12 protein-coding genes are annotated in these 15,144 nt (G+C 56.5%); 5 read left to right on the forward strand and 7 right to left on the reverse strand.

Features of this window, described 5'->3' with window-relative positions; translation table 11 throughout:
* The first annotated feature begins 34 nt into the window (after positions 1-34).
* From cbiB to D9N14_RS07985, 3 genes are all read left to right on the forward strand, one after another.
* Entirely contained in the window at positions 35-976 is a 942-nt protein-coding gene (gene cbiB, locus D9N14_RS07975) for an adenosylcobinamide-phosphate synthase CbiB (protein WP_290578807.1), read from the forward strand.
* Positions 973-1,971, forward strand: a complete 999-nt coding sequence (gene cobD, locus D9N14_RS07980) for a threonine-phosphate decarboxylase CobD (RefSeq protein ID WP_290578809.1) — start codon at positions 973-975, stop codon at positions 1,969-1,971. The genes cbiB and cobD overlap by 4 nt, the downstream gene beginning before the upstream one ends.
* A gap of 464 nt (positions 1,972-2,435) precedes the next feature.
* Complete coding sequence (locus D9N14_RS07985; protein WP_290578811.1) at positions 2,436-2,930, forward strand: hypothetical protein; 495 nt, start codon at positions 2,436-2,438, stop codon at positions 2,928-2,930.
* A 38-nt stretch (positions 2,931-2,968) separates the two neighbouring features.
* Here D9N14_RS07985 and aceF read toward each other — a convergent pair whose 3' ends face one another.
* From aceF to D9N14_RS08010, 5 genes are all read right to left on the reverse strand, one after another.
* A complete protein-coding gene (gene aceF, locus D9N14_RS07990) occupies positions 2,969-4,591 on the reverse strand; it encodes a dihydrolipoyllysine-residue acetyltransferase (RefSeq protein WP_290578813.1) in 1,623 nt (540 codons plus the stop codon).
* A gap of 15 nt (positions 4,592-4,606) precedes the next feature.
* Positions 4,607-7,267 carry a pyruvate dehydrogenase (acetyl-transferring), homodimeric type gene (gene aceE, locus D9N14_RS07995; RefSeq protein ID WP_290578815.1) on the reverse strand — a complete coding sequence of 887 codons (2,661 nt, stop codon included), beginning with the start codon at positions 7,265-7,267 and terminating at the stop codon, positions 4,607-4,609.
* Between the two features lie 117 nt (positions 7,268-7,384).
* Positions 7,385-8,251, reverse strand: coding sequence for a hypothetical protein (locus tag D9N14_RS08000; RefSeq protein ID WP_290578817.1), 867 nt, complete (start codon positions 8,249-8,251; stop codon positions 7,385-7,387).
* A gap of 74 nt (positions 8,252-8,325) precedes the next feature.
* Positions 8,326-8,874 (reverse strand): 1,6-anhydro-N-acetylmuramyl-L-alanine amidase AmpD, encoded by a 549-nt coding sequence (gene ampD / locus D9N14_RS08005; protein WP_290578819.1) that lies wholly within the window; start codon positions 8,872-8,874, stop codon positions 8,326-8,328.
* 112 nt (positions 8,875-8,986) lie between these two features.
* On the reverse strand, positions 8,987-11,278 hold the full coding sequence (locus tag D9N14_RS08010; protein ID WP_290578821.1) for a DUF1631 domain-containing protein: 2,292 nt from the start codon (positions 11,276-11,278) through the stop codon (positions 8,987-8,989).
* 421 nt (positions 11,279-11,699) lie between these two features.
* Between D9N14_RS08010 and D9N14_RS08015 the strand changes: the two genes are divergently transcribed.
* Entirely contained in the window at positions 11,700-13,037 is a 1,338-nt protein-coding gene (locus tag D9N14_RS08015; protein WP_290578823.1) for an alanine/glycine:cation symporter family protein, read from the forward strand.
* 6 nt (positions 13,038-13,043) lie between these two features.
* Positions 13,044-13,880 (forward strand): carboxylating nicotinate-nucleotide diphosphorylase, encoded by an 837-nt coding sequence (gene nadC / locus D9N14_RS08020; protein ID WP_290578825.1) that lies wholly within the window; start codon positions 13,044-13,046, stop codon positions 13,878-13,880.
* Positions 13,881-13,884: 4 nt separating this feature from the next.
* On the opposite strand, the gene D9N14_RS08025 is transcribed toward nadC, so the two are convergent.
* Positions 13,885-14,361, reverse strand: coding sequence for a pilin (locus D9N14_RS08025; protein WP_290578827.1), 477 nt, complete (start codon positions 14,359-14,361; stop codon positions 13,885-13,887).
* 85 nt (positions 14,362-14,446) lie between these two features.
* Positions 14,447-14,920, reverse strand: coding sequence for a pilin (locus D9N14_RS08030; RefSeq protein WP_411267926.1), 474 nt, complete (start codon positions 14,918-14,920; stop codon positions 14,447-14,449).
* Between the last annotated feature and the right edge of the window lie 224 nt (positions 14,921-15,144).

Here is a 15,144-nt window from a genome sequence, read left to right on the forward strand (position 1 = left end):
ACAATCGCTTCCTTTTTCCGGCAGGCTGAAAAACGTGCCTATTGTAGTGATTAAAATTCTGATTGCACTGGGTTTGGACCAGATCCTGGGGGAACCCAAACGCTATCACCCCCTGGTGGGTTTCGGTCGTCTGGCCACAGCGCTGGAAACCCGCTGCAATCGCCCTGATTCCCCCGCACGCACTCGAGCCAGGGGCCTGTGCGCCTGGCTGCTGGCGGTGCTGCCCTTACCCCTGTTCATTACCATCATCAGCCAGGGACTGGGCACATCCTGGTGGGCGTGGGCGCTGGACATCGGCCTGCTCTATCTCTGCATTGGCCGCAAAAGCCTGGCTGAACACGGGCTGAGGGTATTTCAGGCCTTACGTGGAGAAGACCTGGAACAGGCTCGCCACCATACCAGCATGATCGTGAGCCGGGACACCGGGCCACTGGACGCCGCCGGTTGCACCCGCGCCACCGTGGAGTCCCTGCTCGAGAACGGTAACGACAGTGTTTATGGTGCGCTGTTCTGGTTCCTGTTGTTCGGCGGGGCCGGGGCCGTACTGTATCGGTTGGCGAACACCCTGGATGCCATGTGGGGCTACCGCAACGAGCGCTATCTGCATTTCGGCTGGGCAGCGGCAAAACTGGACGACCTGCTGAATTACCTGCCGGCCCGCCTCTGCGCCCTGAGCTACGCCCTGGCGGGCGATCGGCGGCGGGCCTGGCGGAGCTGGCAACGGGAGTCTACCGCCCTCAGCAGCCCCAACGGCGGACCCGTGATGTGCTCCGGGGCCGGTGCTCTCAATGTCAAGCTGGGCGGGCCAGCCCTCTACCACGGGCGACTGCTGCAAAAACCGTACTTTGGTGGCGAAGACACCGCCCAACCCCGCCACATCCCTGCCGCCCTGCAACTGCTGGATCGCAGCCTGATGATTCTGCTCGCAGCACTGTGGCTGGCCTGGCTGGTATTGCCCTCGGGGTGGTTCTTATGAGCGCAGCACCGCTCCATGGGGGCCGCCTGCTGGCGGCAGCAGAGCAGTTCAGGATTCCGCTGAACGACTGGCTGGATCTTTCCACCGGCATCAACCCCACCAGCTGGCCGGTGCCCGCCCTCCCCGACCACGTCTGGCAGCGCCTGCCGGACAGCTATGCACCACTGGAAGCGGTTGCCGGCGACTATTATGGAGCACCGGTGTTTGCGGTGCCCGGCAGTCAGTGGGCCATTCAAACCCTGCCTTCCGTCTTGAATGCAGAGCGGGTTTGGCTGCCACTGGAGGGCTATGAAGAACATCAATATTGGTGGCAGCAATACCAGCACCGGATGCTGAAGTATGAAACCCTGGACAGCATTACTCCGCAGCACGGGGACAGCGTGGTGGTGATCAATCCCAACAACCCCACCACTCATACGGAGAACCCCGAAACCCTGCTGCGCCTGGCGGACCACCTGACCACCCTTCAGGGACATCTGATTCTGGACGAAGCCTTTGTGGACCCGACCCCCCACGCTTCCGTATTGCATCAAAACCGCATGCTGCCGGACAGCCTGGTGGTATTGAGATCACTGGGAAAATTTTTCGGCCTGGCCGGTGTGCGTTTGGGATTTGTTTATTGTAATGACGCCATTCGTGCCCGTCTGCAACCTAAACTGGGGCCCTGGGCCATCAGTCATCCCGCTGCCTGGATCGGTGAACAAGCATTGCAGGACACCCAATGGCACCGCCATGCCCGGGCGTGGCTGATGTCACAGCAAACGCAGTTACATGGCCTGCTCCAGCAGCACATAAAACCCACCCAGCTGCACTCCACGCCACTGTTCTGCACGGTGCAGCTGCCTTCCGCGAAAGCCACCGATTTGTTTAACCATTGCGCAGGACAGGGCATCCTTTTGCGGCACTTCCCACAATGGGACAGAATCCGGGTGGGAATCACGACAAAAAATGGACTGGAGCGGCTGCAATCTGCCTTACAGTGTTGGGATCTTTAACAACTTTCGCATTTTGCAAATTTTACCAATGGGTGGAACCCCCGGGTGCTTAAGCTAATTTATTATGAGCAAGGCAATGGTCAGAACCAGCCTCAATAAGCGCTGAAAAAGACAGCCGGAACGATTGCGCCACAGCACCGCTTTTCCATATTCCAAAACACCATTTGCCGTTGGCAATAATCACAGAATCGATCTTAGTAAAACTTCGTACCGCACCGAACCGTGGCTGCAACTGCAGAAAAGTCCTTCATTTAAAAGGCAGTTTTTGACAATTCACGGCAGCTTTTCCAGATCGCCTTATATCCGCCCATTACTAAACGCTACATTATTCAACCGATATTTCATTGAAACATTCCTGATCCGGGCCGATCTTAATATCAGGAGTCGGCGAAACAGGACAACCCCGGCTGGCAGGTTCTTTGCTTCACTCCGGTACAGGCAGTATTTTTGACAGGAGTATCGACATGGGCATTAACTGTCGTGAATTTCTAGAGTATGTGGTTCAACCCACGCTGAAACAGCTGGGTGTGGAATCCCCCAAAGTGGAGCAACTGTTGCTGGCCACCGCCTGCCATCAGTCGGAGATGGGCCATCACCTGCAAAGAGAAGGCGGTATCGGTCTGTACGGCATCACAGAAACCATGCATCACAATGTATGGGATCATTACCTGGCCATGGACCCGGATCTTGCCAGTCAGGTACGCGGCATGGCGTCGCAACATGAATTTCCCAAATCACCCCACTCTGAGCTGGTCACCAACTTGCGTTACGCCACCGCCATCGCCTGGATGGTGTATCGTCACAAAGGCGTAAAGCTGAATGAACAGACCTCCGCCAACAAGCTTACGGACATCTGGCAACGCTGCTTTATGGATCGCCCCATCAGCTTCAAGGAACGGGACGAGTTCACCCGCTGCTGCGAAAAATTTGACCCCAATAAAAAATCCATTGCCGCCTGACGACAGCAATGGATTTTCATTTACGAACGGCAGGGAGCTTACAACAGTAAACGCCGGATGTCCGTTAACAGACTGGAAAGATAGGTGGTAAAGCGTGCCGCGTCCGCCCCATCAATCACCCGGTGATCGTAAGACAACGACAACGGCAGCATCAACCGCGGATCAAAATCCTTACCATTATAAACCGGTTTCATTTGCGAACGGGACAAGCCCAGTATCGCCACCTCAGGCCAGTTCACAATGGGTGTGAATGCCGTTCCACCAATCCCTCCCAACGATGAGATAGAGAAACAGCCACCCTGCATATCACCGGGGGACAGTTTTTTGGCTCGTGCCTTCTCACTCAGCACCTGCATGTCCTGGGCGATCTCCTTCACCGATTTTTTATCGGCGTCCTTGATCACCGGCACCACCAAGCCGTTGGGTGTGTCCACCGCGATACCGATGTTGATGTAGCGCTTGAACACCAGGTGCGTACCTTCCGGATTCAGCGAACTGTTGAAACGGGGGAACTCCTGCAATGCCTTGGCACAGGCTTTCACCATGAATGCCAGGATAGTGAGTTTGACACCCTGCTCTTTCAACGCCGCGGTTTCCGATTTGCGGAACGCCTCCAGACTGGTGATATCCGCCTCATCAAACTGCGTGACATGGGGAATATGAACCCAGGAGCGATGCAGGTTGGCGGCACTGGCTTTATTGATCTTGCTCAGCTCCACACTTTCCACTTCACCCCATTTGGAGAAATCCATCTCCGGCAAGGGCGGCAAACCGGAGCCCGCAGCCACTGCCGTTTCGGACTTGCCTTGCAGGCGCCCTTTCACATACTCATGGACGTCTTCCTTGAGTATACGGGCCCGGGGGCCACTGGCCTTAACCGCCGCCAGGTCCACGCCCAATTCCCGGGCCAGACGACGTACCGCCGGCCCCGCATGGACCCGCTTGCTGGGGCCGGAAGCCGGTGCGGCTGCAGAGGCCGGCTTCGCCGCCGGTGTAGCAGATGCTTCAGAAGCCTGCGCTGCGGCGCCCGCTGTTGATTGAGCTGCCGGAGCACTGGCCGCCTTGGCAGGCGCGGCTTCGCCCACCACCAGCAATTCCAGCACCGGAGTCCCCTGGGACACCTTGTCGCCCACCTTCAGCAACACCTTGCGCACAGTTCCCGCCTTGGGGCAGGGCACTTCCATAGTGGCTTTATCGGATTCCAACACCACCATGGTCTGCTCCGGCTCCAGTTGGTCACCCTCCTGCACCGAAACCTCAATGACGTCCACCCCATCCGCACCACCGATATCCGGCACGGTGACGGTTTCCATCTGGCTGCTGCTGGCGGCGGCCGCTTCCGCCTTGCCGGGCTCCGGTTGCGGGGCCTCGGCGGCGGACGGCTCGGCTTTGGGTTCCGCTTTGGGGGTAGCCGCTCCGGCGTCCTCCACGTCCATTTTGGCCAGCAGATCGCCCTCTTTCACCGTCTGGCCTTGAGATACCTCGAAGGAGGCCAGCACCCCACTGAAGGGCGATGGCACTTCCACCGTGGCCTTGTCGGATTCCAGCACCAACAAGGTGTCTTCTTTCTCCACCCGGTCGCCGGGTTTTACGGTTAATTCAATTACGTCCACCCCATCTGTACCGCCCAGATCGGGCACAAACACGTCTTTCACTGCCACGTTCGTTCTCCTCGATCACACACTGGGTGGGTAGGGTTTGTCTGCACTGATGTTAAACCGGCGCAAGGCGTCTGCCACCTTACTGCGGCCCAACAGGCCTTTATCCGCCAGTGAGCTCAACGCCGCCACCGTAATGAAGTAACGATCCACTTCGAAGAAGTGACGCAGTTGTTCCCGGGAATCGCTGCGGCCATAACCATCCGTGCCCAGCGCTGTGTAGTGATTGCGCACGAAAGGACGAATCTGGTCAGCATGGGTTTTGATGTAATCCGACGCCGCCACCACCGGTGCCTTGCGGGCCCGCAGGGCCTTGGTCACATAAGGCACCTTGGGTTCCTCTTCCGGGTGCAGCATGTTCCAGCGCTGTTTCTCCAGGCCGTCATTGCGCAACTGGGTGAAGCTGGTGACGCTCCAGATATCCGAGGTGACGCCATACACGTCCTGCAGGATCTCCGCCGCCGCTTCCACTTCCCGCAGGATGGAGCCACTGCCCAACAACTGCACTCGCAGTTTGTTGTTGTCATCCCCTTCCTTCAGCAGGTACATGCCTTTGAGGATGCCTTTCTCGGCGCCCGCTGGCATGGCCGGGTGTTCGTAGTTTTCGTTTTCCACCGTGATGTAATAGAACACGTTTTCCTGTTCCTGATACATCCGGCGCAGGCCGTCGTGCAGCACCACGGCCAATTCATAGGCGTAGGCCACGTCATAGGCCACACAGTTGGGTATGGTGGACGCCAGCACATGGCTGTGACCATCCTGGTGTTGCAGACCTTCCCCATTCAGAGTGGTACGACCGGCCGTGGCGCCAATCAGGAAGCCCCGCGCCTGCGCATCACCCGCCGCCCAGGCCAGGTCGCCGATGCGCTGGAACCCGAACATGGAATAGAAAATATAGAAGGGAATCATGGGGTGATTGTTGACCGAATAAGAGGTGGCCGCCGCAATCCAGGCAGACATGGCACCGGCTTCATTGATGCCCTCCTCCAGAATGCGGCCCTTGATATCCTCCCGGTAGTACATCACCTGCTCGGAATCTTCCGGCTTATAGAGCTGCCCCACCGCAGAATAAATACCTAACTGGCGGAACATACCTTCCATACCGAAGGTACGGGCTTCGTCCGGCACAATGGGCACCACCCGCTCGCCGATGGACTTTTGCTTGATCAGCGAGTTCATCATGCGCACCAGCGCCATGGTGGTGGACATCTCGCGGCCACCGGAGCCTTCCAGCAAGGGCCCGAACACACCCAGTTCCGGCACTTCCAGCTTCTCGCTCTCGGTGCGACGGGAAGGCAGATATCCACCCAGTGCGTTGCGGCGTTCATGCAGATACCGCATCTCGTTACTGTCATCCGCGGGGCGATAGAACGGAATTTTCTTCAGCTCTTCATCACTGAAGGGCATATCAAACCGATTACGGAAGGCCTTCAGGCTTTCCATATCCAGGGTCTTCATCTGGTGGGTTTTATTGGCGGCCTCGCCACTGCCCATGCCATACCCTTTCACGGTTTTCGCCAGGATCACCGTGGGCTGACCCTTGTGGTTCATGGCCGCATGATAGGCGGCGTAGACCTTGAACGGATCATGGCCACCCCGGTTGAGGTGATAGATCTCCTCATCGGACATGTGTGCCACCAGGGCTTCCAGCTCCGGATACTTGTTAAAGAAGTGTTCACGGGTATAGGCGCCACCGTGGTTTTTAAAACTCTGGTACTCGCCATCCACGCATTCTTCCATGCGCTTGCGCAACACGCCTTCATTGTCGCGGGCCAGCAGCGGGTCCCAGCGTCGGCCCCAGATCACTTTGATCACGTTCCAACCGGCACCGCGGAACACACCTTCCAGCTCCTGGATGATTTTGCCGTTGCCACGCACCGGACCGTCCAGGCGCTGCAGGTTACAGTTCACCACAAACACCAGGTTATCCAGCTTCTCGCGCCCGGCCAGCGAGATACAGCCCAGGGATTCCGGTTCATCGGTTTCGCCGTCCCCCAGGAACGCCCACACTTTGCGATCGTCTTTCTTGATCAGCTCACGGTTCTGCAGGTACTTCATGAAGTGGGCCTGGTAGATGGCCTGAATCGGCCCCAGCCCCATGGACACCGTGGGGAATTGCCAGAAGTTGGGCATCAGCCAGGGATGGGGATAGGAGGACAGACCCTCGCGGCTCACTTCACGGCGGAAATTCTCGATCTGTTTTTCCTGAATTCGCCCTTCCAGGAAGGCCCGGGCATAAATACCCGGAGCGGAATGGCCCTGATAGAAAATCAGGTCACCGCCGAAGGCTTCGTTGGCCGCGCGAAAGAAATGGTTGAAGCCCACATCATACAGGGTGGCCGATGATGCAAAGCTGGAAATGTGCCCCCCGAGCTCATCGTCAGAGAGGTTGGCCCGCTGCACCATGGCCAGCGCATTCCAGCGAATCAGGGAGCGAATGCGGCGTTCCATAAAGTGGTCGCCAGGCATTTGTGCCTGATATTCCGGTGCGATGGTATTGATGTAGGGAGTGGTGAGATCGTTAACCTGTACGCCCGCCTGCCGGGCCTTCTCACCCATTTTATCGAGGAGGTATTTGGCCCGTTCCGGCCCCTCGTTTTCGAGCACCGAAGCCAGCGCTTCCAGCCACTCCTGGGTTTCGACAGGATCACTGTCACCATAAAAACGTTCACGCGTCATAAAGACAAAACTCCTGGTCTACGAGGGCTTTTGGCCCTGCATTACATTCCGTCATTCTCAACAGTATAGGATTGGGATGACACTTCTGGTCACCTGGAATCCGGATGGTGTTCCGGCTCAGGCAATAATGGTTAGCACCGCAATAACGACCAACCAAAAAACGAACACATTGCTGCGCAAATCCTGAACAGCATGAAGACGACGGGCCCCTTCTGAAGCCATGTCCTCATCGCTCATGGGCAGCTCCTGGAAATCCAATCCCATTTTTACTGCCAGCTTCAGCACCACTTCCGCCTCTCTGTCGGTAGCCCGGAAACGCCGTAGTGCAACCGCAACCACTTTGCCGTTGAAGCAAAGCGCCGCAATGGTTAACGCGATGGCCCGGGCGGGTACCCCGTCCAACGCATACAAAAATTCGGTTCCAATCTTCTTCCAGCCGGGCCGGTCATTGGCCTCATCGCCACGCTCAAGCAACGCGGTGAGCACATACAAAACCAATCCCGCCAGGCCGAAAATGGCAAACCAGAACAAGGGGGCGAACAAAGTCTGGTTGATTCTTACCCAATACTGGGTAATGGTCTGATTCAGCAACTGGCTGGGGCTGACCATGCGCCCGTAATCAAAACTGCCGGAGCCATATTCATAGGCCGCCTGCCATTCCTGATTGCGCCACCGCTTCAAAAAGGGCGAGAGCGCTGCCTCCACTTTGCGGTAGTCGAGGATGGCCACAAACACGATCACCGCCGCCACGGCCTCCAGGAACGAGAAGAACCAGCGATCGTGCATTTCCGCGAAATACCAGGCCAGCAGAACCGGCGGCAGGATGTAAAACCCGTACCCCAGGGCCGGATGGGCGTTGTTCAGAAAGGCGAGTTGCTGGGCCTGTTTCATGTAGGCCTGACCCCATTGGCAATCGGCAAAATAAGCGGGCACGTAGGATTCCTTTACGCCCCATAGCGCCACCAGTAATGCCAACAATGTCATCCAGCACTCCTTTTTGTTATCACTTTATAGCCTAACAGATTATGACCATCTTTCCCGAAAAAACTGTTTACAAATCATGACAATCCAAGCGCCTGGTATAACTTCTGCCAATCGAAATGGGGGCCGGGGTCCGTCTTGCGCCCGGGGGCGATGTCACTGTGCCCGGTCAATGCCTGCAGATTGAGAGCGGGGTAATGCGAAACCAGCGTTTCAATCACCTGTTTTAATCGCTCGTATTGAAGTGCTTCAAAGGGGCTGTCGTCGGTGCCTTCCAGTTCAATACCGATGGAAAAGTCGTTGCAGTTGTGCCGCTCGCCATAACAGGATTGGCCGGCGTGCCAGGCCCGCTTATCAAACGGCACAAATTGCACGATCTCCCCATCACGCCGGATCAACAGGTGGGACGACACCTCCATGCCCTGGATCTCCTCAAAGTACGGGTGCTCATCCGCACACAGCCCATTCTGAAAGAACTGCTCAATGTGGTGACTGCCGTATTGGCCCGGCGGCAGACTGATGCAATGGATCACCACCAGCTCTGGCTCCATGCCTTGCGGCCGCTCATTGAAGTTGGGGGAAGGCACCCGCTTCGCCTCCTCCAGCCAGTGATTCTTGATGTGCACGAACAGCTCCCGGCCTGATTATTGGGGAGAGCCTAAGTTACAGGCAAAAAAAAGCTGCCACAAGGGCAGCCAGGAAAGGTGTAGGAAATAGGTTGAAGGTCGGCACGCAGGCTTACAGGTTAGACTCTTTGACCTTGCGCAGGTTACCGATCACGTTCTGCAGGGCGCGATCGAACAACAGAGAGTCTTCCAGAATCAGCACCTCACCCTTTTTCAGGGCGTGGGCCAGACCCAGCGTGGTTTTCTCATCGATTTTCACCCCGGTACGGTTCACGAAAATCATCTTGTCGGCAGACTTGATGTGGGCCGCCAGCTTGGAGCGGGTTTTATTGCCCTCCGCATTGCGAAACTCCAGCCAGGCACCCACGTTAAGCTTCTTGGCCTGCTGCAGATAAGGATCGCTGTCCGGCAACGCCTCCAACTGGGCATCCGGTGTGGCGGTAGCGGTACGGGTGATGTCCAGGGGCGAGACTTTGCCCCGTTCCGGCAATACCGGGGTCGCCCCCATGCGTTCCATATCTTCAGTGACGGCGGCCACCAGATCCTTGGCCGGGTCCTTGCGATCATCCAGGTGCTCCGGGGTTTCCCCGCGTAACACCTGCATCTGCAATTGTTCCAGCTCGGTCAGCATCTCGCCCATCTCAAAGGGATTGAACGACACGCTGTTCAAACCCTGGCGCAGATTCTTCAACAGGATCGGCACAATATTGAAAAGTTTCTTACGGGCCGCATCATCTTCAGTGGGCGCCACACTCAACAGCAGGTGATCAATGGTTTTCACCGCACCCAGCCAGTTGTTGCTTTCCGGGCCGTATTTCAGGAACACCAGCTTGAGCACCGACATCCAGCCATCTGTCAGCAAACGCACCACCACTTCCGGTACCGTTTTGCCATCCAGACGTTTGCGCACGGTTTCCAGGGCCGTCTTCTCCGCCAGTTGCGCCTTGGCTTTACCTTCCTCGGCGGCCTTGGTGCGCTGCTCGATCATTTGTGAACGACGCACTTCCGTTTGCATGAACTGGCTGAAATCGTGCAACAGCTCATCAAACAGGGCCGCATCTTTCTCATATTCACTGAGAATGCGTTGTGCCGTGGACTGGATTTTCTTGAACACCATGTCCTTCTGCAGATGATCGGCATCTTCGTTCAGGCCGATGCCGGCCCGGGCCAGCTCGTTCAATAATTTTCGCGCCGGATGACCGCCCCGGCTGAAGAATCCGTAATCCTGAATGGCCAGTTTCAGATAGGGAATCTGCAAGCGTCCGATCAGGGCTTTCACCGGCACCGGCAGGTTGTCATCATCCAGGATAAAGTCGAACAGCATGGACACCAGATTGATGACATCGGTATCCGTTTGGCCCACTTTCTCCGGGCCCTGCTTGGACTCCCGCTGACGCAGGATATTGGACACCACACCGCGCACATTGACCTTGGGCAGACTGATTTTGCCGTTGATCACGTCCTCACCCTGGGGCTGCACCTGCTGCACCCGGGACAACACCTCAAACAATTCTGCGTTGCTCATCTCACGGGCATCCGCCGCGGACGAACCAATGGGGCCCGACACCATGTTGGTGACCATGGGCACGTTTCTCACCGAGGCCAACAAGGTCTGCAGCTGGGTGAAAAATTCGTTGGCCGCCTGTTTGGCTGCACTGACCTGGGGGCCCGACTGGGATTCGCCCTGGGACTCGGCAGCCTTCGGCTCCTGGGCGCGTCGGCGCACGGACGCCAATGTCGGTGTACCTTTCAGATCGGGCAAGACACCTGCTTCCGCCAGCACGGCATTGGCGGTATCCAGCACCACGTCGTAATCCGATATCACGAACTTGTCGAACAGCTTGTACAACACCAGGCGCTTTTTAATGTCGCACTGCACCACCTGGGTGGCACTGTTGAATGCCTCACAAATCTGCTGAGGGTGGAACGGGTTGTTCTTTTCATTCACCTTGATATGGGAATGCACCAACAACGCTTCCATCCGGGTATTCAACTGATAGATCTTGTCGGCAAATTTATTCTTGGCCTTGGACACCATCGCATCCAGGGCCACATTCATTTCCAGATCGTCATCCGCCACCAGCGACAGGCCTTCGAGGGCGGAAATCGCCTCCAACGACACGCCTTCTTCTGCCGAATGGGGCAATTTCTTGAACAGCACATTGAGCTTCTGATAGAAGTTACGCTCGATTTCCTTACGGTTCAGGCGCAACTGGCGCATGGTCTCAATGTAAGAGTCTTTTTCCTGATCACTTTGCGCCTTACCGGCGTATTCAAAAAAGATATCGTCGGCCTTGTCAAACACGTCTGCCAATAACTGATGCAGCTCTTCCAGTGCCGAGCGGCGCGCTTTCATCAGCACGCTGGGCAATCCGGCATTAGGTTGGGCCTTATCGTTTTGCATGGTGTTTGCTGAACCATTGGGGGAAGCCGACATCCCATTGCTGGTGACACACCGAAGTTCTGGCTTCTGATTCATGGCGGTTAGCCTCGTCTACGCGAACATACATCTTTTTACACAAAGTCCACTCAACATCCGTTTTCTGCGAGCGTGAATCTGTCTCTTCCGTGCTGACTGACAATCTTTGTCATCTTTTGCAAGAACGCAGCACGTCACTAGGAGTATAGGAGCGATTTTATGGTGCACCGGGCAGATGTGACCCATTTGGGACTCAGATCACAAAGAAAACCGTCTATTTTTTGCCCTGTTTTAGCCGGTTTTTTGACAGGACAACTGACCAATCAGTAACCCGTTGATATTCGTAAAAATTGTAACTTTCGCGTAAAATTGCCCCACACAAACTAACCAGTTTCAGGTGGGCGGGATGCAAAACCTAACCGAATTTCTCTCTTGGCTAAGCGGAAACATCCTCTGGGGCGCCCCCATGCTCATCGCCCTCTCCCTCACCGGTATCGTACTCACCCTGGGCCTGCGACTGGCCACTCTGCGCAAAATCCCCTATGCCTTCGGGCTGCTGATGAAGGGCCGCAAGTCTGCTGCATCCGGCGACATCCCCCCCTTCAGCGCACTGATGACCGCCATGTCCGCCACCGTGGGCACCGGCAACATCGCCGGGGTGGCCACCGCCATCGCCATGGGTGGGCCCGGTGCCCTGTTCTGGATGTGGTGCATTGCCCTGATCGGCATGGCCACCAAATACAGCGAAGCGGTATTGGCGGTGCGCTTTCGGGAACAGGACGACCGCGGCAATTTTGTGGGCGGCCCCATGTACTACATCAAGAACGGCATGGGCAAGAACTGGGCCTGGCTGGGGACCCTGTTTGCGCTGTTCGGATTACTGGCCGGATTCGGCATCGGCAATACGGTGCAATCCAATTCAGTAGCGGATGCGCTGGACGCCACCTATGACGTGCCCCACGGTGTGACCGGCGCCATCCTCGCCATCATCGCCGGGCTGGTGTTGCTGGGCGGCATCAAACGCATCGGCCAGGTGGCCTCCAAACTGGTGCCCACCATGGCGATCCTGTACGTGGCCACCGGCCTGGTGTTCATTCTGATCAACCTTCAGCAAGTGCCTGCTGCGGTCAGCCTTATTGTGGACAGCGCCTTCAACGGCCATTCTGCCGTGGGCGGTTTTGCCGGTGCGGGCATCATGGCGGCAATCCGCTTCGGGGTGGCCCGGGGCGTGTTCTCGAACGAGGCCGGCTTGGGCAGCGCCCCCATTGCTCACGCGGCGGCGCAAACCAACAACCCGGTACAGCAGGGCTTTATCGCCATGCTGGGCACCTTCATCGACACCCTCATCATCTGCTCCATTACCGGCCTGGTGATCGTCATGAGCGGCGCCTGGACCAGTGGCGCCAGTGGCGCTGAACTCACCCAACAGGCCTTCGATATCCTGGGTTACAATTACGGCGCCCATGTGGTGGCACTGGGCCTGGCCCTGTTTGCCTTCACCACCATTCTGGGCTGGAGTTACTACAGCGAGCGTTGCGCGGAGTACCTGTTCGGCACCCGCGTCATCATGCCCTTCCGCCTGCTCTGGATACTGGCCATTCCCGCCGGTGCGCTGCTGTCGCTGGATTTCGTCTGGCTGCTGGCGGATGTGCTGAACGCCATGATGGCCATCCCCAACCTGATTGCCCTGCTGGTGTTGTGCCCGCTGGTGTTCAAACTGACCAAAGAATATTTCGATAAGTAGACCCGTATGACAACTGAATACCGCTTGCTAGACCTGACCCGCACCGTGACCTTCGCCATTGAGGAAGACGTTCGCGACGGCGACATCACCGCCGCCCTGATCCCGACCACCGAACAGGCCACGGCCCGCGTCATCACCCGGGAAGATGCAGTACTGTGCGGCGTGGACTGGGTCAACGAAGTGTTCCGGCAGATTGACCCCAACGTTCAGGTCAAATGGCAGGTTCAAGACGGGGATCGGGTGACGCCCAATCAGGTGCTGTTTGAGCTGGCAGGCAACGCCCGCAGCCTGCTCACCGGCGAGCGTTGCGCACTGAATTTTCTGCAGACGTTGTCGGGCACAGCCACGGTATGTCGCCGCTATGCCGATCTGGTGGAAGGCACCGGGGTTAAATTACTGGACACCCGCAAAACCATTCCCGGCCTGCGCACCGCCCAGAAATACGCGGTTACCTGCGGTGGCTGCTTCAATCATCGGGTTGGGCTGTATGACGCTTACCTGATTAAAGAAAATCATATTGCCGCATGCGGGGGGATTGCAGAAGCGGTCAGCACCGCCCGGAAGCAAGCACCTGGCAAACCCGTGGAAGTGGAAGTGGAGAATTTCGTTGAGTTACAACAGGCCCTGAGTGCCGGTGCCGACATCATCATGCTGGACGATTTCAGTATCGACGATATGGCGAAAGCGGTGCAGCTGGTCAATGGGCAGGCCAAGCTGGAAGCGTCCGGCGGGGTGACGGATGAAACGCTACGGGCGATTGCGGAAACCGGGGTGGATTATATTTCCATTGGCGGTTTGACCAAGCACTGCCGGGCCGTGGATTTGTCGATGCGGATTGGGTAACGGATTAGCAACCGACCGGACGCAAACTATCCGGGACATTAGCCACGCTGCAAGACCAACTGCCATTACTCTGCCTTTGCCAAGTGACGTTAGCACCCACTCCTTGCAAGCGGGCAGTAGCCCGATTACCAAAGGTTGCTGTGATGGTGGCATCGGATTCGAGCGGCGAACTCACCTGCGGCACTCCAGTGCTGGGTGGGAGCACCTGCCCCGTTTGGCTTTGGCCAACAGCTGTATCGATCAAGTCTGACGCAGAAGCCCCAGGATCACATTGATCCGAGCCAGGCCCGACCGTAAGGCGACCATCATTAATACACACCTCAACAGCAGCCCGCAACGCGCCGGATTCTTGCATCACACGAGTCACTTGCGAGCGCCCAACATAATTTTGATACTGCGGAATAGCCACTGCGGCCAAAATACCGATGACAGCAACCACGACCATCAGCTCAATTAATGTAAATCCAGAGTGTTTTTGCATACCTGCCTCCCATCATTGAACCGAGGTTAAAAAGAAGGGCGCTAACAAGCGCCCTTCTTTTTGTTCTAGCTTGATCTATTGATTATTAGATGGCAGTACAACCATTTGGAATCAAGTTGGTGGGCACTTGAGATGTTTCGCAAACCCAAGAGCCAGTGTTATTTCGTCTCCAGCGCAGTGATGCACCTGCATCTTGCAATACTGCTGCAGCATTACTACCAAAAGTAGCAGTAATAATGGCGGTCGCATCCAATGGATTCACAAGCGGTACACCAGTCAACGCGGGAAGAGCGTTACCGACCTGATCATTGGCAGCAGCAGCCAACAGGTTAGAACCTGTCGCACCGGGATCGCACTGACCAGCGGCGTTACCGATAACCAGACGACCTTCGTTAACGCAAGCCTCCACTGCAGTTTTAATCGCACCGGCTTCCTGCATTACACGAGTAACCTGTGAACGAGCGATATAATTCTGGTACTGGGGAATGGCCACAGCAGCCAGAATACCGATGATCGCTACCACGATCATCAATTCAATAAGAGTGAAACCCTGTTGCATTTGCTTCTTCATAAATGTTTCTCCAAGCGTTTGGTAAAGTACAACGTTCTTCGCAATTGACATCGGCACTATGCCAACCAACTAATTCTAAGAAAAGCACAGCTCGTGCCAGATTCAAGAAATTAATCTTACCCTCCAAAATTCAACACATTAGCTGTTCACTAAACATACAAACTCAAAAAGCGACGGGGTCCAGCAGACACTCACCGCCACAAGATGACAAT

The organism is Ketobacter sp. (assembly GCF_003671495.1).
Lineage (GTDB): Bacteria > Pseudomonadota > Gammaproteobacteria > Pseudomonadales > Ketobacteraceae > Ketobacter.

Coding starts and splice junctions, on each gene's coding strand:
- cobD (WP_290578809.1), top strand. CDS start 973: ATGAGCGCAGCACCGCTCCATGGGGGCCGCCTGCTGGCGGCAGCAGAG.
- D9N14_RS07985 (WP_290578811.1), top strand. CDS start 2,436: ATGGGCATTAACTGTCGTGAATTTCTAGAGTATGTGGTTCAACCCACG.
- aceE (WP_290578815.1), bottom strand. CDS start 7,267: ATGACGCGTGAACGTTTTTATGGTGACAGTGATCCTGTCGAAACCCAG.
- D9N14_RS08000 (WP_290578817.1), bottom strand. CDS start 8,251: ATGACATTGTTGGCATTACTGGTGGCGCTATGGGGCGTAAAGGAATCC.
- D9N14_RS08010 (WP_290578821.1), bottom strand. CDS start 11,278: ATGCAAAACGATAAGGCCCAACCTAATGCCGGATTGCCCAGCGTGCTG.
- D9N14_RS08015 (WP_290578823.1), top strand. CDS start 11,700: ATGCAAAACCTAACCGAATTTCTCTCTTGGCTAAGCGGAAACATCCTC.
- nadC (WP_290578825.1), top strand. CDS start 13,044: ATGACAACTGAATACCGCTTGCTAGACCTGACCCGCACCGTGACCTTC.
- D9N14_RS08025 (WP_290578827.1), bottom strand. CDS start 14,361: ATGCAAAAACACTCTGGATTTACATTAATTGAGCTGATGGTCGTGGTT.
- D9N14_RS08030 (WP_411267926.1), bottom strand. CDS start 14,920: ATGCAACAGGGTTTCACTCTTATTGAATTGATGATCGTGGTAGCGATC.